This is a genomic window from Streptomyces sp. 2A115 (assembly GCF_052245575.1).
Taxonomy (GTDB): domain Bacteria; phylum Actinomycetota; class Actinomycetes; order Streptomycetales; family Streptomycetaceae; genus Streptomyces.
This window is the reverse complement of the sequence record NZ_JBQQCG010000033.1, coordinates 16,030-41,228: the sequence shown is the minus strand read 5'-3', so window position 1 is coordinate 41,228 and position 25,199 is coordinate 16,030. Positions and strand designations below refer to the sequence as shown.

General features: G+C 69.3%; 19 protein-coding genes and 1 pseudogene. 11 read left to right on the top strand and 9 right to left on the bottom strand.

What is annotated here, in order from left to right:
* Nucleotides 1-19: 19 nt before the first annotated feature.
* Nucleotides 20-1,051, bottom strand: a complete 1,032-nt coding sequence (locus ACTWQR_RS26860; RefSeq protein WP_443229735.1) for a LacI family DNA-binding transcriptional regulator — start codon at nt 1,049-1,051, stop codon at nt 20-22.
* The gene (locus tag ACTWQR_RS26855; protein ID WP_443229734.1) at nt 1,048-3,432 is read right to left on the bottom strand and encodes a glycoside hydrolase family 2 protein; all 2,385 of its coding nucleotides are present in this window, start codon (nt 3,430-3,432) and stop codon (nt 1,048-1,050) included. The genes ACTWQR_RS26860 and ACTWQR_RS26855 overlap by 4 nt, the downstream gene beginning before the upstream one ends.
* 159 nt (nt 3,433-3,591) lie before the next feature.
* Here ACTWQR_RS26855 and ACTWQR_RS26850 point away from each other — a divergent pair, with 159 nt between their 5' ends.
* The 3 genes from ACTWQR_RS26850 to ACTWQR_RS26840 are packed head-to-tail and all read left to right on the top strand — an operon-like array spanning nt 3,592 to nt 6,772.
* Nucleotides 3,592-4,956 (top strand): ABC transporter substrate-binding protein, encoded by a 1,365-nt coding sequence (locus tag ACTWQR_RS26850; RefSeq protein ID WP_443229733.1) that lies wholly within the window; start codon nt 3,592-3,594, stop codon nt 4,954-4,956.
* The gene (locus tag ACTWQR_RS26845) at nt 4,956-5,903 is read left to right on the top strand and encodes a carbohydrate ABC transporter permease (RefSeq protein WP_443229732.1); all 948 of its coding nucleotides are present in this window, start codon (nt 4,956-4,958) and stop codon (nt 5,901-5,903) included. The genes ACTWQR_RS26850 and ACTWQR_RS26845 overlap by 1 nt, the downstream gene beginning before the upstream one ends.
* Before the next feature lie 2 nt (nt 5,904-5,905).
* The gene (locus ACTWQR_RS26840; protein ID WP_443229784.1) at nt 5,906-6,772 is read left to right on the top strand and encodes a carbohydrate ABC transporter permease; all 867 of its coding nucleotides are present in this window, start codon (nt 5,906-5,908) and stop codon (nt 6,770-6,772) included.
* Nucleotides 6,773-6,886: 114 nt separating this feature from the next.
* Here the strand turns inward: ACTWQR_RS26840 and ACTWQR_RS26835 are convergent, their stop codons facing one another.
* The 3 genes from ACTWQR_RS26835 to ACTWQR_RS26825 all read right to left on the bottom strand — a co-directional run bounded on the left by ACTWQR_RS26835 (nt 6,887) and on the right by ACTWQR_RS26825 (nt 10,068).
* Nucleotides 6,887-8,161 (bottom strand): HRDC domain-containing protein, encoded by a 1,275-nt coding sequence (locus ACTWQR_RS26835; RefSeq protein WP_443229731.1) that lies wholly within the window; start codon nt 8,159-8,161, stop codon nt 6,887-6,889.
* A 158-nt stretch (nt 8,162-8,319) separates the two neighbouring features.
* A complete protein-coding gene (locus ACTWQR_RS26830) occupies nt 8,320-8,982 on the bottom strand; it encodes a response regulator transcription factor (RefSeq protein ID WP_266474130.1) in 663 nt (220 codons plus the stop codon).
* A gap of 459 nt (nt 8,983-9,441) precedes the next feature.
* Nucleotides 9,442-10,068, bottom strand: coding sequence for a DUF3000 domain-containing protein (locus ACTWQR_RS26825; protein WP_443229730.1), 627 nt, complete (start codon nt 10,066-10,068; stop codon nt 9,442-9,444).
* Nucleotides 10,069-10,365: 297 nt separating this feature from the next.
* Here ACTWQR_RS26825 and hemE point away from each other — a divergent pair, with 297 nt between their 5' ends.
* On the top strand, nt 10,366-11,433 hold the full coding sequence (gene hemE / locus ACTWQR_RS26820) for a uroporphyrinogen decarboxylase (RefSeq protein ID WP_443229729.1): 1,068 nt from the start codon (nt 10,366-10,368) through the stop codon (nt 11,431-11,433).
* Between the two features lie 150 nt (nt 11,434-11,583).
* Here the strand turns inward: hemE and ACTWQR_RS26815 are convergent, their stop codons facing one another.
* Complete coding sequence (locus ACTWQR_RS26815; protein ID WP_443229728.1) at nt 11,584-14,268, bottom strand: cellulosome protein; 2,685 nt, start codon at nt 14,266-14,268, stop codon at nt 11,584-11,586.
* Between the two features lie 527 nt (nt 14,269-14,795).
* Between ACTWQR_RS26815 and ACTWQR_RS26810 the strand changes: the two genes are divergently transcribed.
* The 6 genes and pseudogenes from ACTWQR_RS26810 to ACTWQR_RS26785 all read left to right on the top strand — a co-directional run.
* Nucleotides 14,796-15,809 (top strand): LacI family DNA-binding transcriptional regulator, encoded by a 1,014-nt coding sequence (locus ACTWQR_RS26810; protein ID WP_443229727.1) that lies wholly within the window; start codon nt 14,796-14,798, stop codon nt 15,807-15,809.
* A gap of 196 nt (nt 15,810-16,005) precedes the next feature.
* Nucleotides 16,006-17,250 carry a sugar ABC transporter substrate-binding protein gene (locus tag ACTWQR_RS26805; protein WP_443229726.1) on the top strand — a complete coding sequence of 415 codons (1,245 nt, stop codon included), beginning with the start codon at nt 16,006-16,008 and terminating at the stop codon, nt 17,248-17,250.
* 20 nt (nt 17,251-17,270) lie between these two features.
* The gene (locus tag ACTWQR_RS26800; RefSeq protein ID WP_443229725.1) at nt 17,271-18,254 is read left to right on the top strand and encodes a carbohydrate ABC transporter permease; all 984 of its coding nucleotides are present in this window, start codon (nt 17,271-17,273) and stop codon (nt 18,252-18,254) included.
* A complete protein-coding gene (locus ACTWQR_RS26795; protein WP_443229724.1) occupies nt 18,251-19,108 on the top strand; it encodes a carbohydrate ABC transporter permease in 858 nt (285 codons plus the stop codon). Before ACTWQR_RS26800 ends, ACTWQR_RS26795 begins: the two co-directional genes overlap by 4 nt.
* 73 nt (nt 19,109-19,181) lie before the next feature.
* Nucleotides 19,182-20,939, top strand: coding sequence for an amylo-alpha-1,6-glucosidase (locus tag ACTWQR_RS26790; protein WP_443229723.1), 1,758 nt, complete (start codon nt 19,182-19,184; stop codon nt 20,937-20,939).
* A 39-nt stretch (nt 20,940-20,978) separates the two neighbouring features.
* A pseudogene (locus ACTWQR_RS26785) lies at nt 20,979-21,128 on the top strand (RICIN domain-containing protein); the annotation flags it as partial.
* Between the two features lie 87 nt (nt 21,129-21,215).
* Here ACTWQR_RS26785 and ACTWQR_RS26780 read toward each other — a convergent pair.
* Nucleotides 21,216-22,034, bottom strand: coding sequence for a rhomboid family intramembrane serine protease (locus tag ACTWQR_RS26780; protein WP_443229722.1), 819 nt, complete (start codon nt 22,032-22,034; stop codon nt 21,216-21,218).
* Between the two features lie 102 nt (nt 22,035-22,136).
* Between ACTWQR_RS26780 and ACTWQR_RS26775 the strand changes: the two genes are divergently transcribed.
* Nucleotides 22,137-22,490: a hypothetical protein gene (locus tag ACTWQR_RS26775; RefSeq protein WP_443229721.1), complete on the top strand. Its 354-nt coding sequence runs from the start codon at nt 22,137-22,139 to the stop codon at nt 22,488-22,490.
* Between the two features lie 92 nt (nt 22,491-22,582).
* On the opposite strand, the gene ACTWQR_RS26770 is transcribed toward ACTWQR_RS26775, so the two are convergent.
* Nucleotides 22,583-24,001 (bottom strand): FAD-dependent oxidoreductase, encoded by a 1,419-nt coding sequence (locus tag ACTWQR_RS26770; protein ID WP_443229720.1) that lies wholly within the window; start codon nt 23,999-24,001, stop codon nt 22,583-22,585.
* Between the two features lie 37 nt (nt 24,002-24,038).
* Nucleotides 24,039-25,043: a DUF4349 domain-containing protein gene (locus tag ACTWQR_RS26765; protein ID WP_443229719.1), complete on the bottom strand. Its 1,005-nt coding sequence runs from the start codon at nt 25,041-25,043 to the stop codon at nt 24,039-24,041.
* Nucleotides 25,044-25,199 lie beyond the last annotated feature (156 nt).

Below are 25,199 nucleotides of genomic sequence, written 5' to 3'. Positions count from 1 at the left end.
CCGCATAAGACATCCGCTCTCATCCCCCTGGTGGCGCCGTGGACCCGCGGGGCGTAAGCACCGGCGTAGGTACCGGATGAGACCCCGCACCATCCCCAGTGATCACCCCGAACAACGTACGAGCCACCTCCGCCCCAAACCCATGCACGTCATGACTCATCGCAGACAACGTCGGATGCGTCAGCCGACACAACTGAGAGTCGTCCCAAGCGAGCAGCGAGACATCGCCCGGCACCGACAGCCCCATCTCTGAAGCCACCGACAGCCCCGCCACAGCCATGATGTCGTTGTCATACACGATCGCCGTCGGCCGATCCGCGGGCGCTGCGGTCAGCAACGACCGCGTCGCCCGAGCCCCCGCGTCCCCCGAGAAATCCGTGGCGACCTGCCAGGCCCCGGCCAGTTCCAACGCCCGCGCCGCCGCGTCGAACGCGGCCGTACGGATCGACGTGTGCCCGAGCGCCGCCGCGCCGCCCACCCGGGCGACCCGCCGGTGCCCGAGCGCCGCGAGATACCGCACGGCCTCGGTGACGGCGGTGGCGTCGTCGGTCCACACGGAGGTGAGGCCGCCGGTGAGCGAGGGGTGCCCGACGGCCACGACGGGCATGCCGAGCCGTTCGACGGCGGGCACGCGCGGGTCGTCCCCCTGGAAGTCCACCAGGATCGACCCGCTGATCTGTTTCCCCCGCCACCAGGAGTCCTGGAGCCCGACCTCCTCCTCCACCGTGCGCACGAGCCGCAGCAGCAGGGAGCACGAGTGCTCGGTCAGCACGCTCTCCACGCCCGAGATGAACTCCATGTAGAACGGTTCGAGCCCGAGCAGCTTCGCCGGCCGGCAGATGGCGAGGCCGATCACGTCGACCCGCCGGCTGGACAGCGACCGGGCGGCGAGGTTCGGCGCCCAGCCCAGCTCGCGCGCCGCCTCGAAGATCCGGTCCCGGGTCGCGTCGGACAGCCCCGGCTTCTGGTTGAACGCGAGGGACACGGCCCCCTTGGACACTCCGGCCCGCGCTGCGACGTCCTTGATCGTGACGCGGGGTGGTGTCGTCATCGTGCGGGCTCCACGCAGTACAGGGCGGATCGTGCGGTCTCGGCATCCGGAGTCTCCCAGCCGCGCACGCCGATGGTCACGCGCTCGCCGGGGAGCAGGGTCACCAGCCCTCGATCGGCCACCGCCGTGGGCGCCAGCCGGTCGGCCTGCAGGAGCAGATCCCGTACGAGCGTGTGGGCTGTGACGGTCACCTCGCCCGGAGCGACGGTCACGTCGAACCGGGGGCGCGGGTACGGGACTTCACGGTCGGGCGCCGGGAAGCGCACAGCCCGCAGTCCCTCCGCGTCCGCCACCAGGAACTCCTTGGGGCCGACCGGTTCCAGCTCCTTCGGCACACGGATGTCGGCGACCGCCCGAGCCTCCGCCGTCAGCCCCACACTCGTCTCGGCCACGAGAACGCCCTCGACGGACATCCGACGCAGCGTCAGACTGCCCTCCCACGCCTCGGCCGCCTGATTGATGGCGGCCAACACCAGCCCTTGGGAGCGGAGTTGAAGAGTCAACAGTCGGTCCGCGTACAGCCGCTTCAGCTCGTGGTAGAGCGGCTTCTCCCGGCCGTCGCCGTCGATGGCCGCCCAGGACGTCACCGGCCAGCAGTCGTTGAGCTGCCAGACGATCGTGCCCGCGCACACGGGCCAGTGCGAGCGCCAGTGCTCGATTCCGGTGGCGACGGCCCGAGCCTGGTTGACCTGGGTGAGGTAGTGCCACCGGTCGAAGTCGCCCTCGGAGAAGCCTTCTTCGGGCATCGGGAAATGCCGTGCGAGCCCGCGCTCCAGCTTCCCGTTCCCGTCGTCGGCCTTCTGGTGGTGCAGCATGCCGGGAGAGTCGGGCGTGAGCGTCTCACCCGGCAGGGCACGCCGCAGCGTGGCGTAGGCAGGCGGCGCCTGCCAGCCGAACTCGGCCACGAAACGCGGAACTTGGAGCCGGTAGTCCGCGTAGTCGTCCCGGTTCCACACCTCCCACGAGTGGTGGGTGCCGTGTGCCGGGTCGTTGGGGTGGTGGTCCCAGGAACCGGACCAGGGACTGCCCGCCGCGTACGGCCTTGTCGGGTCCAACTCGGCGACCAGACGCGGCAGCAGGCCCAGGTAGTACCCCTCGCCCCACGATTCCCCGGCCAGCCGCCGCTCCCAGCCCCAGTCCCGGAAGCCCCACAGGTTCTCGTTGTTGCCGTTCCACAGCACGAGTGAGGGATGCGGCATCAGGCGCCCGACGTTCTCACGCGCCTCGGCCTCCACCTCGGCGCGGAGCGGCTGCTCCTCCGGATAGGCCGCGCACGCGAAGGGAAAGTCCTGCCAGACCATCAATCCCAGCTCGTCGCAGGCGTCGTAGAAGTCCTCGCTCTCGTAGATGCCGCCGCCCCAGACGCGTACGAGATCGACGCCCGCGTCGGCCGCCTGGGTCAGCCGGGTGCGGTACCGCTCGCGCGTGATCCGGGACGGAAAGACGTCGTCCGGGATCCAGTTGACCCCGCGCGCGAAGAGCCGCTCGCCGTTGACGACGAAGGTGAAGCCGGAGCCGTGCTCGTCGGCGCCCCGGTCCAGCTCGACGGTCCGGAAGCCGACGCGACGGCGCCAGATGTCGAGCAGGCCTTCGTGACTGAGCCACAACTCCACGTCGTACAGCGGCTGTTCACCGTATCCGCGCGGCCACCACAGATCGACGTCCGGCACTTCGAGGCGTACGACCCCGCTGGTGCCGTCGATCTCCGCGGTCGCCTCGACGCCGCCGATCCGGGCTCCCAGTCTGAGCCCCGCCTCGATCCCGGTCCGCTCGACCTCCACGTTCAGCTCGACCCGGCCCACACCCTGATCCACCGTCACGACCGGCCGCACCCGGGCGATCCGGGCCGTCGACCAGTGCTCCAGGCGCACCGGCTTCCAGATCCCGGCCGTCACCAGCGTCGGCCCCCAGTCCCAGCCGAAGGAGCACGCCATCTTGCGGAGGTACTGGAAGGGCTCGGGGTAGGCGTTCGGCCGCTCGCCGAGGCGCCCCCGCACCGCCTCGGCCTCGTCGTACGCGGACCTGAAGCGCACCGAGAGCCGGCCGCGCAGACCCCTGACGTCGAACCGGTGCGAGCGGTGCATGTTCCGTACGGAGCCCAGGAGTCGGCCGTCCAGCCGGATCTCCGCGGCGGTGTCGAGACCGTCGAAGACGAGATCGGTCCGCTCGTGCCCGCCCGGGATCGGAGCGAGGTCCGTCTCGTACGTCCAGTCGCGCCGCCCCACCCACGCCACCTCGGTCTCGTTCCGTCCGAGGAACGGGTCCTGGATGATCCCCGCCGCCAGCAGATCCGTATGCACACAGCCCGGCACCGCGGCGGGGAGCGCGGCCCCGTCGTGCCGCAGGATCCATCCCTCGTGGATCGGCGTGACGTCCAGCATGCGCACTCCTAAACCGGTCTAGTCAACCGCTGACCAGGGCTGGGAAACACTTTGGCATCGTTGGCGAAATAGAGACTTTACCGGTTTAGTAACGCCTGCCAGAGTGCGGAACCAGCCATCCCACTCGTGCTCATCCGTCCCTGAACGGAGCTGGTGCAGATGAACCGCCGCACGACGCATCGCACGACGCATCGCACGAACAACCGCACGAACCGCCGCACGACTTTCGCCGGAACACTCCTCGCCGCCGCACTGCTGGCCGCGGGCTGCACCGGGAGCGGAGGCTCGTCGAAGGGCGCGGACGCCAAGGCCCCCGTCGACGCCGACAAGGTGTCCGGCACGATCACGGTCCTCACCCACCGGACCGACCTCGTGCAGGACGGCACGATGAAGAAGTACGCCGCCGAGTTCAACAAGACCTATCCCAAGGTCAAGGTCGAGTTCGACGCCCTCACGGACTACGAGGGCGAGGTCAAGATCCGTATGAACACCGAGAACTACGGCGATGTGCTGATGATCCCCGCCGTGATCAAGAAGAACGACTACCCCAAGTTCTTCGCCTCGCTGGGCACGCGGACCGAGCGGAGCGAGAAGTACCACTTCACCGACTTCAGCACGGTCGACGGCAAGGTCTACGGGCAGAGCCCGATGGGCGCGGTCCCCGGGTTCCTCTACAACAAGCGGATCTGGAAGGAAGCCGGGGTCACCGACTGGCCCACCACGCCCGCCGAGTTCGTCGCCGGCCTCAAGGCCGTCAAGTCCAAGACCGACGCGGTCCCGTACTACACGAACTTCAAGGACATGTGGCCGCTGACCCAGTGGACGTATGTCAACGGCTCGGTCAGCTGTGACGCCCAGGCCACGAGCAGGCTCGCCGAGGGCGACCCGTGGGCCGAGGGCGAGGATCTGCGCGTCGGCGACACGCTGCTCCACGACATCGTGCGCGAGGGGCTCATCGAGAAGGACCCGACGACCACCAACTGGGAAGGGTCCAAGCCCAAGTTGGCGAAGGGCGACATCGCCACGATGTGGCTCGGGTCATGGGCGGTCACCCAGTTCCAGGCCGCGGCGAAGCAGGCCGGCGCCAACCCCGACGACATCGGCTTCATGCCCTTCCCGGCCCAGGTGGACGGGAAGTTCTGCGCGACCATGTCGCCCGACTACAACCAGGCCGTGAACGTCAACTCCGACCACAAGGACGCGGCCCGCGCCTGGATCGACTGGTTCACCGACAAGTCCGGCTACGCGGCCGACAACCTGACCCTCTCGCCGGTCAAGGGCGCCCCGCTGCCGGAGGTGCTGAAGCCGTACGAGGACGCGGGCGTGAAGTTCATGGAGCTCGACGACGCGAAGGGCGCGGCGGTCAAGGAGATCGACAACCAGTCGGAGGTCGGCATCTACAAGCCCGACTACCGCCAGGATCTCGTCGACCTCGCCCGCGGCGCCAGGAAGGGCAGCCTGGACGACTACCTGGGTGATCTGGGCAAGCGCTGGACCGAGGCGCGGAAGACCTCGGGGTCCTGATGACGGACACGACCGAGAAAGTGGCGCGGCCCAAGTCGGCCGCGCCCGCCGCCCGCGCCACGGCACGCGCCCCGCGCGGGATTCGGCTCCGGCGGGGCCTCACTCCGTGGCTCTTCCTCGCCGCCCCGCTGGTCCTCCTGATCGCGTTCACGTACGCGCCGGTCGCCAACATGGTGGCGTACAGCTTCACCGACTGGGACGGGGTCAGCCCCGAGCTGAGCTACACGGGCGGCGAGAACTACGTGGAACTCTTCACCCGCCCGGAGCTGTTCGAGGTCTTCTTCGTCAGCGGCTACTACCTCGCCGCCTCGGTGCTCCAGATCGTCGCCGCGCTCTACTTCGCGACGATCCTGAGCTTCAACGTGCGCTTCCGGAACTTCTTCAAGGGCGTGCTCTTCTTCCCGTATCTGATCAACGGGGTCGCGATCGGCTTCGTCTTCCTCTACTTCTTCCAGGACGGCGGCACCCTCGACTCGGTACTGAGCCTCTTCGGCATCGGCACGGACCGCGCCTGGCTGGGCACACCGGCATCCGCGAACGTGTCGCTGGCGGGCGTCTCCGTCTGGCGCTACATGGGCCTGAACTTCGTCCTCTTCCTCGGCGCGATCCAGTCGATCCCCGGGGAGCTGTACGAGGCCGCCGAGCTGGACGGCGCCAACCGCTGGCAGCAGTTCCGGCACATCATCGCGCCCGGCATCAGGCCCGTACTCAGCCTGAGCGTGATCCTCTCGATCTCCGGCTCACTCTCGGTCTTCGAGATCCCGTACATCATGACGGGCGGGGCGACGGGCACCGAGACCTTCGTGATCCAGACGGTGAAGCTGGCCTTCCAGTTCAACAAGACGGGGCTCGCCTCGGCGGCCGCGGTCGTGCTGCTGCTGATCATCCTGGCGGTGACCTGGGTGCAGCGCCGCCTCGTCCCGGACGACAAGGTGGATCTCGTATGACCATGAACGGTCTGATGACCAAGAGCGGTCCGAGCGCCCCGACCCGTCGGACGATTGCCCGCACCCTCACGTATCTCTCGCTGGTCGTCGCCAGTGTGGTCGTCCTGCTCCCGCTCCTCGTGGTCCTGCTGACCTCCCTCAAGTCCGAGAAGGAGATGGCGAACGACAGCGGGGCACTCCAGCTGCCCGACGACCTGCTCAACTTCGGCAACTACCTGACGGCGTTCCAGGACGGCCGGATGCTCTCGGCGTTCGGGAACACGGCCTTCATCCTGCTCATCTCCGTCACCGGCACGGTGATCATCGGGTCGATGGCGGCGTACGCGATCGACCGCTTCACGTTCCGCTTCAGGAAGCTGGTCGTCGCGCTCTTCCTGGTCGCCACGCTCGTACCCGGAGTGACCACCCAGGTGGCGACCTTCCAGATCGTCGACAGCTTCGGCATGTTCGACACCCGCTGGGCGCCGATCGCGCTCTACATGGGCACGGACATCGTCTCGATCTACATCTTCCTGCAGTTCGTCCGGTCGATCCCGGTCTCACTCGACGAGTCCGCGCGACTCGACGGCGCCAACGCCTTCACGATCTACCGGAAGATCATCTTCCCGCTGCTGAAGCCGGCGATCGCGACGGTGGTCATCGTCAAGGGCATCACCGTCTACAACGACTTCTACATCCCGTTCCTCTACATGCCGTCCGAGGACCTTGGCGTGATCTCCACGTCGCTGTTCCGCTTCAAGGGGCCGTACGGAGCGCATTGGGAGACGATCTCGGCCGGCACGGTCCTCGTCATCCTGCCGACCCTGATCGTCTTCCTGTTTCTCCAGCGCTTCATCTACAACGGCTTCACACGGGGGGCGACGAAGTAAGCCCCGCAAGGAGCGCGAGGCTGTGACATATACGGCTCCGCCGCGTGGGCGCGATCAGCCACAACGGACCGCAGCCGCCGTACGTCCGAACAACCCACGGCGGCTACGCGTCCTTCACCCCTCAACAGCCAGCGCAGCGACAAGCACCGGGGTGACCTGCTCGACCTGCCACGGCCGCGCCCCGTAGCCGGCGAGCGCGGCCGCGACCGACTCGGCATCCGGTGTCGCGGGCGGCTCCCAGCACACGCGCCGGACGGTGTCCGGGGTGATCAGGTTCTCCTGCGGCATGGTCAGCGTCTCGGCCAGCGCCGACACCGCGGCCCGCGCCGCGGACAGCCGGGCCGCGGCCGCCGGGTCCTTCTCGGCCCAGGCGCGCGGCGGCGGAGGCCCGGTCACCGGCTGCCCCGGCTGCGGCAGCTCGGCGTCCGCCAGCTCCTTCGCCCGGTCCACGGCGGCCTGCCACTGCTCCAGCTGGCGCCGCCCCATCCGATGCCCGAACCCGTTCAGCGCGGCGAGCGCGTGCACGTTGGCCGGAAGAGAGAGCGCGGCCTCCACGATGGCCGCGTCCCCCAGCACCTTGCCCGGCGAGATGTCCCGGCGCTGCGCCACCCGGTCCCGGGTCTGCCAGAGCTCCCGTACGACCGCCATCTGCCGGCGGCGGCGTACCTTGTGCATGCCGGAGGTGCGGCGCCACGGGTCCCTGCGCGGCTCCGCCGGAGGCGCCGACGCGATCGCGTCGAACTCCTGCTGGGCCCATTCGAGCTTGCCCTGCCGGTCGAGCTCCTTCTCCAGCGCGTCCCGCAGGTCCACGAGCAGCTCCACGTCGAGCGCGGCGTAGCGCAGCCACGGCTCGGGCAGCGGACGCGTCGACCAGTCGACCGCGGAGTGCCCCTTCTCCAGTACGAAGCCCAGTACGCCCTCGACCATCGCGCCGAGGCCGACCCGTGGGAACCCGGCGAGCCGCCCGGCCAGCTCGGTGTCGAAGATGCGGCTGGGGATCATGCCTATCTCGCGGAGACACGGTAGATCCTGAGTGGCCGCGTGCAGCACCCACTCCACGCCGGAAAGCGCCTCGCCGAGACCCGACAGATCCGGACAGGCGACCGGGTCGATCAGCGCGCTGCCCGCACCCTCGCGGCGCAGCTGCACCAGATAGGCGCGCTGGCCGTAGCGGTAGCCGGACGCGCGTTCGGCATCGACGGCGACGGGGCCGCTGCCTGCCTCGAACGCGGCGATCACCTCGGCGAGCGAGGTCTCGTCGGCGATCACCGGCGGAATTCCGTCGCGGGGCTCCAGCAAAGGGATCGGCGCCGGTTCGACGTCGTCCGGAGGAGCGCCTCCGGTGGTTCGCAGTGAACTGTCTGCTGCGGTCTCTTGGGCGTCGGTCACCTGTCAAGGGTATCTGTGTATGTACGACGCCCGCCGACGGAACGTTCCGTCGGCGGGCGTGTGGGGGTCGTAAACCAGTCAGGTCAGTGAATCCTGAATCGAATCCTGAATCAGTGGATGACCGCGGCTCATGCTCAATGGGTGCTTCCGGACCTCGTTCAGTGGATGATTCCCGTCCGCAGGGCGACCGCCACCATGCCGGCGCGGTCGCCCGTGCCGAGCTTGCGGGCGATGCGGGCGAGGTGGCTCTTGACGGTCAGTGCGGACAGGCCCATCGAGACGCCGATGGCCTTGTTCGACTGGCCCTCGGCCACCAGCCGGAGCACTTCGACCTCACGGCCGGACAGCTCGCGGTAGCCACCCGGGTGGCTCGGGGAACCCGGGGGGCGGCGGTGCATACGGGCCGCGGCCGAGCCGATGGGGGCGACGCCCGGCCGGGTGGGGAGCCCGACGTTGTTGCGGGTGCCGGTGACCACGTAGCCCTTGACGCCGCCTGCCAGGGCGTTGCGTACCGCGCCGATGTCGTCGGCGGCGGAGAGGGCCAGACCGTTGGGCCAGCCCGCCGCGCGGGTTTCGGAGAGGAGAGTGAGGCCGGAGCCGTCGGGGAGGTGGACGTCTGCGACGCAGATGTCCCGGGGGTTGCCGATGCGGGGACGAGCCTCCGCGACGGACGAGGCCTCGATCACGTCGCGAACACCGAGCGCCCACAGGTGGCGTGTGACGGTGGAGCGCACGCGGGGGTCGGCCACGACCACCATCGCGGTCGGCTTGTTCGGGCGGTAGGCGACCAGGCTTGCGGGCTGCTCGAGGAGAACGGACACCAGGCCTCCTGGGTGGGGGACGGGGACCGGCTGTGGGGATGAAGCCGGGACGAACCGTGCTTTCAAGGTCACAGAGGTCTTCGGCATCAAACCCGTCGGCCTTTAGAGAATGATCACGATTTGGTGAGTAACAATGCGTGCAATTCGGACGCACGATCGATCACCCGAAGATCGAACGAGTTCGCTCTGCTTCGTTACGCGGCCGAAAGTGGTCGTATCGATAAACGGCCCGGTGCGTTGCGGGGGCGTGGAGGGGCGCCCGGGGAGGTGGTTCGACCGCGGGGCGTGGGGGTTGAGTGCGCAGTGCCCCGCGCCCCTTGTGGGGCGCGTCAGGACCGTTCGTACGCTGTCGGCCGGTGGGGGCTTGCCGCGCCCACCATGGGAGTCCCCCGCTCGAGCGGAGCCGAGAGTGGGAGGAGCCGCATATGTCACAGCCCCGCGCCTCTGACGGGGCGCCCTCTATCGGGACTGCGGATCCCGCCGCTGCGGGAGTGAGACCACTGACGCGTCGGGCGATCCCGCCGGGGGCAGGCCCGCGAGCTGGGACAGGAGGTCGCACCAGGAGGCCAGGTGGGAGGCCGTGTCCGGGACGCCGCCCGTGCCCTCGCGGGGGGTCCAGGAGGCTCGGATTTCGATCTGGGAGGCGGGCGGGCGCTCTGAGAGGCCGCCGAAGTAGTGGGAGCTCGCGCGGGTGACGGTGCCGCTGGGTTCGCCGTACGAGAGGCCGCGGGACTGGAGCGCGCCGGTCAGCCACGACCAGCAGACGTCGGGGAGCAGCGGGTCCGCGGCCATCTCGGGCTCCAGCTCCGCGCGGACCAGGGTCACCAGGCGGAAGGAGCCCTGCCAGGCGTCGTGCCCGGCCGGGTCGTGGAGCAGGATGAGGCGGCCGTCCGCCAGATCCTCGTCGCCGTCGACGACCGTGGCCTCCAGCGCGTACGCGAACGGGGCGAGCCGCCGTGGCGGCTTCGTCGGGTCGATCTCGATCTGGGGCCGCAGCCGCGCGGACTCCAGCGCTTCGACAGCGGCCCGGAAGGGGAGCGGAGCCGTCTCCATCGCATCTCGCTCCCCCTCCTTCGCGTCGTCCATTCCGCCAGAGCCTTCCGACAGTCGTCCCTGAGCCGCAGCCATGCGGGGAAGATTAAGGGGAACGGAGCCTTCGCGCAGGGAGAGACACCCCCTGCCTCCGGCGGTTCGGCGGGAACGGCTTGGTTTCTCCGTGTTCGTGACGGTGACCGTGAGTGCGTGCGCGGTTCATTGGGTGTGGTTCGGTTCTGGGGCGGCTGCGAGTCGGTTTGGGTTGCTCGCGCAGTTCCCCGCGCCCCTTAGGGGGCGCTTGTCTGGCCCCGAGCTTCGTCGTCTGTGCGGCGTGCGAGACTTTTCGGCGTGAGCGTCAATGACCGCCCCCAGGGCCAGCAGCCGACCGCGACGTACGAGTCCACCTTCCTCAAGGCGTGCCGGCGCGAACCCGTGTCGCACACGCCCGTGTGGTTCATGCGGCAGGCGGGGCGCTCGCTGCCCGAGTACCTGAAGGTGCGCGAGGGCATCCCCATGCTGGAGTCCTGCATGCGGCCCGAGCTGGTCACCGAGATCACGCTCCAGCCGGTGCGCCGGCACAACGTGGACGCGGCGATCTACTTCAGCGACATCGTCGTACCCCTGAAGGCCATCGGTATCGACCTGGACATCAAGCCGGGGGTGGGTCCGGTCGTCGCGAAGCCGATCCGCAGCCGCGCCGATCTCGCGCAGTTGCGCGACCTGACGCCCGACGACGTCTCGTACGTCACCGAGGCGATCGGTCTGCTCACGCGCGAGCTCGGCTCGACCCCCCTCATCGGTTTCGCGGGCGCGCCGTTCACCCTCGCGAGCTATCTGGTGGAGGGCGGCCCGTCCCGCAACCACGAGCACACCAAGGCCCTCATGTACGGCGACCCGCAGTTGTGGGCCGACCTGCTCGACCGGCTCGCGGAGATCACGGCGGCCTTCCTGAAGGTGCAGATCGAGGCGGGGGCCAGTGCCGTTCAGCTCTTCGACTCCTGGGTCGGCGCGCTCGCTCCGGCCGACTACCGGCGTTCCGTGATGCCCGCGTCCACGAAGGTGTTCCGGGCCGTCGAGGAGTACGGCGTCCCGCGCATCCACTTCGGCGTCGGCACCGGTGAGCTGCTCGGCCTCATGGGTGAGGCGGGCGCGGACGTCGTCGGCGTCGACTGGCGTGTTCCGCTCGACGAGGCCGCCCGCCGGGTGGGCCCGGGCAGGGCGCTCCAGGGCAACCTCGACCCCGCGGTCCTCTTCTCCTCCCGTGAGGCCGTCGAGGAGAAGACCCAGGAGGTCCTCGACGCCGCCGTCGGCCTGGAGGGACACATCTTCAACCTCGGGCACGGTGTGCTGCCGACCACGAATCCGGACGCGCTGACCCGGCTCGTGGAGTACGTGCACAAGCGGACCGCTCGCTAGGGGCCCCTAGTCCGTTCAGGTATCTCAGCCGGGTCCCCGGGTGGGTCATCTTGAGTCCGGTGCTTTCGCCCGCACGCTCGGCCCGGCATACCAGGGCGCCGGCCCGGGGGAGCGGACCGGCGTCCTGGTGGACTGCGAGTTGCCGGCGGGCTACTTCTCCGTCAGCGGGGTGACGGCGATCCGGTCGATCACCGGTGCGTACGGGGATCGCTGGTCGAACTGGTTGTAGCTGGTGCCGTCGAAGTCGGGCAGTTCCTCCGCCGTGAAGCCGATCCGGTTCGTGCCCTTCTTCAGCGTCACCGGGACCGTCAGTTCCCGGAAGTCGTTGAAGTGGAACGTGGTCGGGAACAGGACCCTGCGCGCCGCCTCGCCGTTCACCGAGAGATCGGCATGGCGTGCGATCGGGTCGGGGTTGTAGTGGGTGGCGGGTGCCTGTTCGGCGTTGGAGTAGCGGATGGTCACCGCGTGCCGCCCGGCCCGCTCGGCGACGACGTCGACCGTGAGGGCGTTCTCCTTTCCGTCGCCGATGTCGGTGACCGACTTGCCACCCGTGGCGAAGGTGTACGCCTCTGTGACCTTGGCGGCGCCGCTCAACCTGCCTTCCTCGGCCTGGTACGCCTTCGTCACCAGGTTGCCGCTCGAGGGGGTGACCCGCAGCCGGTCGACGACCAGTTCCTTCTTGGTGCCGGTGACGGTGATCTTGTTGATGCCGCCGGACAGGAACACCCGTGTGACGTCCGTGCCCTTCTTACCGGCTCCCATCCTGGGGATGTCGAGCTTCTCGCCGTTGAGGGACACCTTCGCCCTGCCGCCGCCGAGGTGGTCGAGGGACACCGTCGCCTCGCCGTCGGTGGGGGAGTGGACCCAGAAGGTCGCGGAGGCGCCCTTGGGCAGGGGCACCGCGCCCGGCCCCGAGGCGCCGGGGTGGGTGTAGCTGGGCAGGGTGCCCGTGAGGGTGGCGTACTCGGCCTCGTAGATCGCCGGCCGGGTCACGTTCTCGTCGCGCAGTGACAGGTCGATCTTGTCGATGATCGCGTCGCCCTTGGTGACGCCCAGGTCCGGGTCCTGCGCGGCGAGCGTGATCCGGTGCTTGCCCGCGGTCAGCTTCACCGTGGTGTCGGTGTGGTCCCAGACCACCCACTTGTAGGCGAGCGGCAGACGCAGCTCCTGCGGGTCCTTGCCGTCGACACGCAGGAAGACGTTGGTCGGGCCCTGTTCCTTCACCCGGTCGAACAGGTTGTAGGAGTTGGCGAAGACACTCAGGTCGTACGTGCCGTCCGTCGGCACGTCCACGTCGAAGGCGAGCACCCCGTCGGAGCCGGTGCGCAGGCCGCCGACGTTGTAGTCGCCGCTGGTCGCGAACTTGCCGACGTTGGAGGGCGTGCCCTCGGGCCCGTTCTTGGAGTAGCCGCCGCCGGTGTACGTGGCGTTCTCCGCCTCGTAGGAATTCCGCCAGCTGACGGAGGGGGCGGCCGGCTCACCGCCGTTCCCGCCGGGGGAGAGGATGACCTGGTAGGCGGACATCTCGTTCATGCCGGTCATCGGGAGTGTGACCGTGCCGTCCTCGCCGACCGTGACCTCCTGGTCCGCGAGCCGCAGCGGCTGGGCCGAGTCACCGACCTGCCCGGTCCACGGGATCTCCTGCACGGTGGCGCGCACCGCGGTGCCGAAGAGCTCCGGGTCGATGTTCCTGAAGACGATGTCGGCGTCGCCGCTCTTGCCGCCGAAGATCGCCCGGGACTGCTTCTTGTCCTCGTCCAGCGTGGCGACGCCCTGGAGCGTGTACTGCTGGTTGGGGTGCGGGGCGGTCACTCCCACCGTGTGGCCCGACATCTGGCCGTACGCGTTGAACAGCCACCACTGGCCGTTGCCCTTGTTGGCCTCCACGGCCGAGTCGTTGAGGTTGCCGTCGATGTTCCAGTACGCGAGGTCGGCGTCGATCTTCGACTCCTCGATCGCCGAGACCCACTGGACGACCTGGCCGGGCACGGAGAGGTGGTAGTTGTGCCCGTACTCGTTGACGTTGATGGGCAGCGGGCCGATCCCGATCTCCCGCTCCCACTGCCGGTACTCCGCGACGCTCGTGCGGACCGCGGCCGGGCTGGACAGCTCGTGCCAGGTCATCACGTCGGGGACGACGTCGTTGGCCTTGGCGTACTGCAGGAAGCCCTTGATCTCGTTGTAGAGGACGGAGGTGTTCGGGCCCGCGATCCGCGCGTCCGGGTCCAGGTCCTTGATGAGGTGGTAGGCCTCCTTCCAGGCCTCGAAGTAGGGCCCCGGGTTCGTACGCCAGGAGACGCCGTTGTAGCTCCACCTGCCGGTGCCGAACATGTTCCCTTCGGGCTCGTTGAAGGGCACGTAGACGACGTTGTCCTTGTAGTCGCCCATGGTCAGGACCTGCTGGACCTGCTTCTTGAGCTTCTCCTTGAAGTCGGCGAGCCGCGCGGGACCGTCCGCGCCCGGCCACTCGTACGGGAAGCCGCGGTAGATGTCGGTCATGTAGATGTAGACGTCCTTGCCGCCCGAGTCCACGAACGGCGGCAGGATCTCCAGCGCGTCCGCCCCCGGGTGCTGCGGACCGTCCTGCGCCTTGGTGGACACCGTGCGCAGGTTCATGCCCTCGATGAGGTTGCGGCTGGGTGCTCCGTCGCCGTAGATCCCGTACAGGCTGCCGCTGGCGCCGCCGTGGAAGGCGCCGGTGTCGGTGGCGAGGTCGATGACCAGTTTCTCCGGCTCCGCCGCGCCGGCCTCTCCGGCGGCGGAAATGCCGAGTGTGGAGGCGAGGACCGCCGCGGCGACGGCAACGGCTCCCGCCGTTCTTCTTCTGGGTTGCAAGGGGGGTCTCCGTGCTTCGTAGAGGGGCGGGGAAGGGCGGCGATGCCGTACGAGCGGGCGTACGGGACTTGTTCGGCGCCCCGGCGGCTCGTGTCGGCGAACAGGGCAGGGCGAACGGGGCAATCCGTGCCGGGAGGGGGCCCAGAGCCCATCGATAGGTCGAACCGGTTCGCTGGCCAACCGGATCGGGAAGCTAGCACCCAGGAAAACCGGCCAGCAATACCCGCGACACAGAAACCTGCGGCGCGTCGGCCCGGTGCCGGGTGGTCCTAGCCGGTAGAACGCGGAACCCGCAGGTGAAAGGTGGTGTCCGGCGCCGCGGGCGAGGGGCAGGAGCTCCGCGACGAGGTTTCGAGGCTGTTTCGAGAAGTGCGGCAGAGGCATTGACAGCCCAGTGGCTTCCTCCTACCTTCACATCACGCGAACCGGTTCGATACCCGGTCGCCATCGGTATCGTTCTTCCAGCACCTGCGGCCGACGATGGTCTCTCCTCCGGGGCCGTCGAACCGGTTCGAGCAAGGAGTCCCGTGAACATCGGTGAGATCGCCGAACGGGCCGGTGTCTCGCGCAGCACCGTGTCCTACGCGCTGAGCGGCAAACGGCCGGTGTCGGACGGCACCCGCGAGAAGATCCAGCGGGTCATCGACGAACTGGGCTACCAGCCCAACGCCAGTGCACGCGCCCTGGCGAACGGCCGGACCAACACCATCGGTCTGGTCTTCCCGCCGGCCGGTAACCACTACACCGGCATGCAGCTCGATTTCATCGGCAATGTGGTCGAGGCCGCCGCGGCCCACGACTACGACGTGCTGCTCTCCCCGAGCGGTATGGACAGCGACCGCTCGTTCCAGCGGCTCCTGGGTGAGCGCCGGGTCGACGGCGCGATCCTGATGGAGCTCCGGCTCCAGGACGACAGGTTCGACCACCTCACCTCGCTGGGCTTCCCCGCCGTCGCCATCGGCCGCACCGCGCATCCGGAGGACGGCTGGTGGGTCGGCCTGGACCACACCGCGCTGGCGGAGGCCTGCGTCCACCACCTCGCGGACCTCGGCCACCGCACGATCGCCTTCGTCAACAGGCCCGAGCAACTCCTGCGTGCCGGGTACGAGTCCGCCCACCGTGGACTCGAAGGTTTCACCAAGGCCGCGGCGGAGCGCGGAGTCACCAGCCGTACGTACTGCTGCGGTGACGACGCACCCTCCGGCCAGGCATGTCTGGAGCGCATCCTGCACGACGAGCCGGCCACCACGGCGCTGGTCACGCTGAACGAGGCCGCGCTGGGTGGTCTCTACCGGGGGCTGGCCAAAGCCGGCCGCCATGTGCCGCGCGACTTCTCCGTCACCGGGGTCGTCGCCAGCCGGTGGGCGGAGACGGTGACCCCGCCGCTCACGGCCGCGGACGTGCCCGCGGAACAGATGGGCCGCCTCGCCGTCGACCTGCTGGTCGAGCGGCTCGACCATCCCGACGCGCCGGCCCGGCACCACCTGCTCGCGCCGCCGATCTCACTGCGTGCCAGCACCGGACCCGCGAGCATCGGGTAACTCGGCGACGCGCAGGCCAAGTCCGGCTCCCGCATGAACCCTGACGCCCGCCCCTGTAACCAGTAACAGCCTCCGCGTCCCGCCGTTCCCGTTTCCCTCGCACAACCTGAACTGCCTTACCTGCCGATCGGTCGGCAGAAGCCCCTCAACACCCCTCCTTGGCACGCCCATGCCAAAAACCCAGAGGAACAGTCCCATGAACAGATTCACCGGACGCCGTCTCGCCGCCGCGGCCATGACCGTCGTCGCCCTCACCGCCGCCACCACCGCGTGCTCCTCCGGCGACGGCAACACGTCCGCGAAGCCGGCGGACGGCGGCACGTACACCATCTGGGACCCCTACCCGCAGTTCGACAAGACCTCGGCGTGGGCGAAGCTGCTGGACAACTGCGGCACCGAAGCCGGCGTGAAGATCAAGCGGACGGCGTACGACACCAGCGACCTGACGAACAAGGCGCTGCTGGCGGCGCAGCAGGACAACTCCGCGGACGTGCTCATCGTCGACAACCCCGTGGTGTCGACCCTCGCCGAGGGCGGGGTGCTGACCACGACCGACGACAACAAGCTGGACACCTCCAAGGTGGACCCGAACCTTCTCGCGGCCGGTCAGGCGGGCGGGAAGACGTACGGCACGCCGATCGGCGCCAACACCCTGGCCCTGTACTACAACAAGGAGGTTCTCAAGGCGGCAGGCGTGGACGTCGCCTCGGTGAAGGACTGGGACTCGCTGACGGCGGCGCTGGCGAAGGTCGAGAAGGCGGGCAAGAAGGGCATCACCTTCTCCGCGATCGGCACGGAGGAGGGCAGCTTCCAGTTCCTGCCGTGGTTCTGGGGCTCCGACGCGAAGCTGACCGAACTCGACTCGGCCGAGGGCGTCTCGGCGCTGAAGCTGTGGACCGACTGGCTGAAGAAGGGCTACGCGCCCAACTCGGTGATCAACAACACCCAGACCACCAGCTGGCAGGAGTTCGCGAGCGGCGACTACGCGTTCGCCGAGAACGGCACCTGGCAGCTCGCCAACGCCGAGAAGGCCGGCTTCGAGTACGGGGTCATCCCCGTCCCGGCCGCCAAGGGAGGCAACGCCGCCGCCCCGACAGGCGGGGAGTTCGTCACCATCCCGGCGCAGGGGGAGACCGACCGCTACGCCACCTCGCAGGAGCTCGTGTCCTGCCTCACCAACTCGCAGAACCTGCTCGACACCGACACCACGCTGTCCTACGTCGCGCCCACCGGCGAGGTGCAGGACAAGCAGGTCGCGGCCGATCCGAAGCTGAAGCCCTGGGTGGACGCCGTCAAGGCCGCCAAGGGACGTACCAGTGACGACCTCGGCACCAAGTACCCCAAGATCTCCGAGCAGATGTGGAAGGCGGTCCAGTCCGCCCTCAGCGGGGCACAGTCGCCGAAGGACGCGCTCACCGCAGCGCAGGACGCCGTCAAGTAACCGGAACCCGGGGCCCGTTGATGAACCGCACGACACAACTGCCGGACCGTCGGACCGCGCATGACCGGAACGGGGCGGCCACCGCCGCCCCGTCCCCGGCACGCAGGGCGCCACGGCGTCGTCCCACCTCCCAGCAGTGGGCCGCCTGGGGATTCCTCGCCCCGGTGACCCTCTACCTCATCCTCTTCTACGCCTATCCGCTCTACCGCAACGTCGACCTGAGCCTCAGGAACTACACGGTTCGCTCCTTCGTCCAGGGCGACGCGCCCTTCACGGGCCTGGAGAACTACCTGACGGTCTTCGACGACCCGACGTTCGCCCCCGCACTGCTGCACACCGTGGTGTTCACGGTGGTGTCGCTGGTCTTCCAGTACGCCATCGGCCTGGCCCTCGCGGTCTTCTTCACCCAGCACTTCCGGCTCTCCGCGACACTGCGCGCCCTGTTCCTGGTGCCGTGGCTGCTGCCACTGATCGTCTCCGCGTCCACCTGGTCGTGGATGCTCAACAGCGACTCCGGTGTCGTCAACGCCGCTCTGCACGCGGTCGGTATCGGACCGGTGAACTGGCTGACCTCACCGTCGTGGTCGCTGACCTCCGTGATCCTCGCGAACGTCTGGATCGGCGTCCCGTTCAACCTGGTGGTTCTCTACAGCGGTCTGCAGTCCATCCCCGCCAGCCTGTACGAGGCGGCCGCCCTCGACGGCGCGAACGCCTGGCAACGCTTCTGGCGCATCACCTTCCCGCTGCTGCGCCCGGTGTCCGCCATCACCCTGCTGCTGGGCCTGGTCTACACGCTCAAGGTCTTCGACATCATCTGGATCATGACCAAGGGCGGCCCCGCCGACTCGTCCACCACCTTCGCCACCTGGTCGTACCAGCTCGGCTTCGGCAACCTGCTCCCAGCCTTCGGCCCCGGTGCGGCCGTCGGCAACCTGCTCGTCGTCGCCGCCCTGGTCTTCGGCCTGGTGTACCTGAGGGTCCAGCGAAAGCAGTACGCCTCATGACCACCGCGACCACGACACGACCGCGCCCCCGTCCGCGCCGGGGCCGGACCACCTGGTGGCATACGGCCACGGGACTCGCGCTCACGGCGGTGATGCTCTTCCCGGTCTACTGGATGCTGAACGTGTCCTTCACCCGCGACCAGGACATGCGCAAGTCGCCGCCCGACTGGTTTCCCGTGCACGGCACGCTGGACGGTTATCGTGCCGTCCTCGACCAGCAGCTTCCCTATCTCGGCACGAGCCTGGTCATCGGACTGGGCACGGTCGTGCTGACCGTGGCGCTGGCCGCGCCCGCCGGCTACGCCCTGGCCAAACTGAGGCCACGCGGCGGCGGCGTGCTCAGCTTCCTCTTCCTGGTCGCCCAGATGATCCCCGGCATCATCATGGCAATGGGCTTCTACGCCATCTACCTGAGCCTCGGCCTGCTCCAGTCGGTCCCCGGACTCATCGTCGCGGACTCCACCCTGGCCGTCCCCTTCGCCGTACTCATCTTCACCGCGTTCATGTCCGGCATCCCCGGCGAACTGCTCCAGGCCGCGAAGACGGACGGAGCCGGACCCCTGCGCACCTTCTGGTCGATCGTCCTGCCCATGAGCCGCAACTCGATCGTCACGGTGTCCCTGTTCGCGTTCCTGTGGTCCTGGTCCGACTTCATCTTCGCCAGCACCCTCGTCAACGGCGGCGCCCACGAACCGATAACCCTCGGCATCTACCAGTACATCGGCAACAACAACCAGGAGTGGAACGCCATCATGGCCACCGCCGTGGTGGCCTCGCTGCCCGCCGCCGTGATCCTCGTCCTCGCCCAGCGCTACGTCGCCGCCGGCGTGACCGCCGGAGCCGTCAAGGACTGACCTCCTCCCCGGCCACCGCACACCTCTCCACCCTCACCGCTGAAGAACCCGCTGAAGAAACGAGTAACCCCTCATGACCGCGGCCCGATCCGGACCGGCCTTCTCCATCCGTGACATCCCGTTCAGCACGTACGGATCCTGGTTCGACATCTCGCCCGTGGTGGCGGAGAAGACGTACGCCGAGGACCTCCACCTGGTCTCCCACCAGAACGGCATGCACGCGGTCCTGTGTTTCGTCCCCCTGGACACGGCGACAGGTGACCGGGCGGAGAACCTCGTGGAGGCGACACCGAGCCGGCTCGGCTGGACCGGTGCGGGCGGACGGATCGACCTCGCCTACGAGACACCGGACACCGTCCGCCTGCGCGGCGACGGACTGAACCTGCGCGTCGCCGCGGCGGCGAAGACCCTGACCCCGTTCAGCGGCAGCTACTTCTTCCGCGACCCGGTGGACGGCGCGTACATGTTCACCTCGTACGAGACCGGTCGCCGCTACCGGATCACCGTGCTGTCCGGCACCGTGGCCGACTCGTCCGGCACAGAGGCCCTCGGCAGCGGCGACCGCCGTGTCACCGTCACCGCGGACGCCGACGGGGCCTGGGAGATCGCCGTCGAGGAGCTGGACTCGGCGCGGCGGCCCTTCACCTCCAGGGCGACTTTCGAGCAGGTCGTGGCGGCAGCGCAGCGCTCATTCGCCGAGTTCGCGGACGTGGTGGCCCCCTGGCGCTCCACCGGCACCCCGGCCGCCGAACTCGCCGCCTACGTGGTGTGGTCCGCGACCGTACGCCCGGCGGGCCTGGTCACCCGGCCCGCGGTGCTGATGTCCAAACACTGGATGGACAAGGTCTGGAGCTGGGACCACTGCTTCAACGCCCTCGCCCTGGCCTCCGGTTCACCCGACCTGGCCTGGGACCAGTTCTCGCTGCCCTTCGACCACCAGGACGACAGTGGGGCGCTGCCCGACTCGATCACCCACTCCGAGGTCCTCTACAACTTCGTCAAACCGCCCATCCACGGCTGGGCCCTGGGCCATCTGCGCCGACGCCTCCCCGAACCCCTCGACCGGACGGAACTGGCCGAGACGTACGACAGGCTGAGACGCTGGACCGACTTCTGGCTCACCACCCGGCGAGCACCCGGCGCCGACCTGCCGCACTACCAGCACGGCAATGACAGCGGCTGGGACAACGCCACGACCTTCGACCCCCAGCGGCTGATCGTCACCGCCGACCTGGCCGCCTTCCTCATCCTCCAGCTGCGTGAACTCTCCGCCCTGGCCGCCGAATTGGGGCGCTCCGACGAGGCCCGGCAGTGGACGCGCACGGCTGACGCGACCCAGGCCGCGACGCTCGACCAGCTCTGGACCGGCGACCGGTTCGTCGCCCGCGCAGTCCACAGCGGGGACACCTGGAGCACCTCCAGCCTGCTCGACCTGATGCCCATCGCACTGGGCGAGCACCTGCCGGAAGAGGTCAGCGGCGTGCTGGCCGACCGTATCGAGGCACACCTCACCGAGCACGGCCTGGCCACCGAACTGCCCACTTCACCGCACTACCTGCCCGACGGCTACTGGCGTGGCCCGATCTGGGCCCCCGCCACCGTTCTCGTCGAGGACGGCCTGCGCCGCGCCGGCCACCAGCGACTGGCGGACGAGATCAGCGCCCGCTTCCGCACCCTGTGCGAGACCAACGGCTTCGCCGAGAACTTCGACGCCTTGACCGGGGCAGGTCTCCGCGACCGTGCCTACACCTGGACCGCCAGCAGCTACCTCCTCCTCGCAGAAGCCCACGAGCTCCGCCGCGCCGCGACCGCCGCGCCGACCGGCGGATGAGACCACCCGGGCGCCGCACTCGGCAACAGCCAGGACTACCAGCTGGCCGCCGTCCACAGCGGCAAGTGCGTAGACGTCAGCCAGATATCGACCGCGCCCGGCGCGACCGTCCACCAGTGGACCTGCGACGCCGCGAGCGCACTGAACACCAAGAGAAACCAGATCTGGCGCCTGCTCGGCAAGAGCTGAGGTCCGGCACATCCGGCGGGGTCTCCCGGCTGTCGTCGGCGGACCCCGCTCGTGTCAGTCCGCGCCCGGTACCCGTCCCCACCCCTGTTACCGGCCTGGCCGGGCCCGCCTGCCGAACAGCATGCCGCGCGGTTCGGGTGGCGGTGGAGTGCCCTGGCGCAGGGGCCAGGCCAGGACCATGCCCGCCAGGAAGCCGACCACATGGGCGACGTAGGCGACGGTGCCGGCCTCCGAGACGCCGGCGCCGGACGAGTACACCGCCTGGAGGACGAACCAGGAGCCCAGCACGGTCCAGGCGGGCAGACGCAGCGGCAGGAAGATCAGGAACGGGACCAGGACCCACACCCGGGCCTTCGGGTACAGGACCAGATACCCGCCCAGGACTCCGGCGATCGCGCCGGACGCACCGATCAGCGGGTCGCCGGAGTCGGCGTTGACGAGGGCGAAGCCGTACGCCGCCGCGTAGCCGCAGGCCACGTAGAACAGCACGTAGCGGAGGTGGCCGAGCCGGTCCTCGATGTTGTTCCCGAAGATCAGCAGGAAGAGCATGTTGCCGAGCAGGTGCAGCCAGCTGCCGTGCAGGAACATCGCCGTGAGGACCGACAGCGGGGGCGACTTGTCGTATTCGGGCGGGCCGACGAGGCAGCCGGGGCCCTGAGGGCCGACGCCCACGTCCCCGGTGGGCACGATCGTCGGCGTCTGACCGTGGATCAGCTCACGGGGTACGGCCGCCCACTGGTCCAGGAACGCCTGGAGATGGCACAGCTGGGCGAGGCCGCTCTCGCCGGCAACCGACCCGGCCACCCCTGGAGTGCCCAGGAAGACAAGGAAGTTGGCAGCGATCAGCGCGTACGTCACATACGGCGTGCGACGTACCGGGTTCACGTCATGGACGGGTATGACCACGGGGAAATTCTGCCCGGGTTCGGGGGACTCTGAACGGGAGCGTGGGTGTGTGCGTATGTCTCGGCAACGCCCGTGATCCAAGCAACACGTGAGGAACAGGTCATGAACGACCGAGTCACTCAGCCGTTGATCGCCACACCGGACGGAGAGGCGGAGCTCGCCCTCGTGGTCAGGCTGCCGTGGGAGGACGTGGCCGCGCTCGGCCAGGAGGCGGGGCGGCTGGCCGCGAGTATGCAGCGGCCTGTGACGCTGGACGAGGCCGCGAGTCATCGGCTTCGGAACCGCTCCGCGGGTACTCATGCGCGGCCGGCGGCGCCGCAGCAGCCGCCGGCCGTGTCGGCGCCGCAACCGGCTGTGTCGACGGTCTCGTCGCTGACGCGGTCGCCCGGTGAGCAGGCTCGGCAGGCCATCGAGAAGATCAACGGCTCGACTCCTGGGACCGCTCAGGGGGCTTGAGCTCGGGTTGTCGGCTGCGGGGCAGTGGGGGCTGGCCGCGCCCACGCGGCGGAGCCGCACAATGTCACAGCCCCGCGCCCCTTACGGGGCGGCTACGAAGCCCCGGCCCGTACCGCTGCCACCGCCTTGCGGGCCGCCACCAGGATCGGGTCCCACACCGGTGAGAACGGTGGGGCGTAGCCGAGGTCCAAGGCGGTCATCTGTTCCACCGTCATGCAGGCCGTGAGGGCGACGGCGGCGATGTCGACGCGCTTGCCCGCGCCCTCGCGGCCGACGATCTGTACGCCCAGGAGGCGGCCGGTGCGGCGTTCGGCGAGCATCTTCACCGTCATGGGGGCGGCGTTCGGGTAGTAGCCGGCACGGCTTGTCGATTCGATGGTGACCGTTTCGAACTGGAGGCCCGCCCGGCGCGCGTCCTTCTCGCGCAGGCCCGTACGGGCGATCTCCAGCTCGCAGACCTTGCTCACCGCCGTGCCCACGACCCCGGGGAACGTGGCATAGCCGTCGCCGACGTTCGTGCCGATCACCTGGCCGTGCTTGTTGGCGTGCGTGCCGAGGGCGATGTGGCGTTCGCGGCCCGAGACCAGGTCGAGGACCTCCACGCAGTCGCCGCCCGCCCAGACGTTCTCGTGGCCGCGCACCCGCATGGCCAGGTCGGTCAGCAGGCCCTCGCGCTCGCCGAGCGGCAGCCCCGCCGCCTTGGCGAGAGCGGTCTCGGGGCGTACGCCGATACCGAGGACCACCACGTCCGCCGGGTACTCCGCGTCCTCCGTGGCGACCGCGCGGACCCGGCCGTCCTCGCCGGTGAGGATCTTGGTGACTTCGGCGTCGTTCACCATCGTGATACCGAGGCCCTCCATGGCCTCGTGCACCAGTCGGCCCATGTCGGGGTCGAGCGTGGACATCGGCTCCCGGCCGCGGTTGACGACCGTCACCTCGTACTCGCGGTTGATCAGTGCCTCGGCCATCTCCACGCCGATGTAGCCCGCGCCGATCACGACCGCGCGCCGGCCGGGCGTGCGGGACAGCGTGTCGAGCAGGGCCTGCCCGTCGTCGAGTGTCTGCACGCCGTGCACCCCGGGGGCGTCGATGCCGGGCAGCGGAGGACGGACGGGGTACGCGCCCGTCGCGATCACGAGCTTGTCGTACGTCGTCCACGACTCGGTCCCGGACTCCAGGTCACGGGCGCGTACGCGGCCGCCGTCGATGTCGAGTTCCGTGACCTCCGTACGCATCCGCAGGTCGATCGCGCGCGCCCGGTGCTCCTCCGGGGACCGCGCGATCAGCTGGTCCCTGTCGGAGACGTCGCCGCCCACCCAGTAGGGGATGCCGCACGCCGAGTACGAGGTGAAGTGGCCGCGTTCGAACGCCACGATCTCCAGCTCGTCGGGGCCCTTCATACGGCGTGCCTGGGACGCGGCGGACATACCCGCCGCGTCCCCTCCGACGACCACCAGGCGTTCTTTCGTACGGCTCGTGCGGCTCGTACCGTTCGTGCGGCTCATGCTCATACGAACACGCTACGGGGGTCGGGCATTTCAGTTCCGCTCAGTCCTGGTCTTCGCCCTCTCCCCGTAGGGGCGGGGCGACCGGCAGCGACCCCGTGCCCGTACCCGCGCCCGGGGTCGCCGCGGCCGGGCGGCTCGGCGTCCGGCCGCGCAGGAAACGCACCCACAGGAACAGGATCAGCGCCGCGCCGACCAGGAAGGGCAGCACCGCGCCGATCGCCAGCGCGATCCAGCGGAACATGGTGACGAACGCGTCCCAGCCGCCCGCGAGCGCGTCCACGAACTCGGGATCCTTGTCCTCGACCGCCTTCTTCACCGGTGTCTCGGACAGCGACAGGGTGATCGTGGCCAGGCTCGTACGGTCCTTCAGGGACGCCTGCTGCGCCAGCAGGGCCTCCAGGTCGGCCTGACGGCTGCTCAACTCGCCCTCCAGGGTGACCACATCGCTCAGCTTGGTCGCCTGGTCCATCAGCTCGCGGATCCGCACCACGCTGGCCCGCTGCGTTGTGATGCGGCTGTCCACGTCGACGACCTGGTCGGTGACGTCCTGCGCCTTCGCCGTGCGGTCGATGAGCTTGCCGGAACCCTCCAGATCCGCGAGCACCTCCGCGTACTTGTCCGCGGGCACCCGCAGCACGACACGGGAGCGCTCGCGGCCCTTGGAGTCGCGGTCCGTGGTCTCGCTGCCGACGATGCCGCCGGCGTTCTCGACCACGGTGCGGGCCTCACCGAGAGACTTCGGCACGTCCTTGACCTGCACGGTCAGGGACGCGGTGTGGATGACGTGCACGGTGATCGGCTTCGGCGGCGCGGCGGCCTGGTCGCCCCTGCTCTGGCTTGATTCGTTGTCGGCCGCGCCTGCGCCCAGCTCCTGGCTGGCGGCCTTGTCGGCCGAATTCGAACCTCCGCTGTCGCTGTCGGCCGCGCCGGTGCAGCCCGTGAGCGCGAGGGCCGCGGCCAGCAGCAGCGCCGAGAGGGTCTGGACAGGTCGTGCGGATCGTACGGAGCGTACGGATCGGTACCTGGTCGTGCCACGCGTCTGCATGTCGGCGTACCCCCGAGGTTGTCGTGAAGACTGACGCTTCTACGACGCCCGAGCGGGGCGGGACGTTGGCCGAATCCGGTCCCGAAGGGGTCACGGTCCGGACTCGTCTCGGACACCGGGTGCCGGCGGGACTGTCAGCGGGGTCTGGGACAGTGG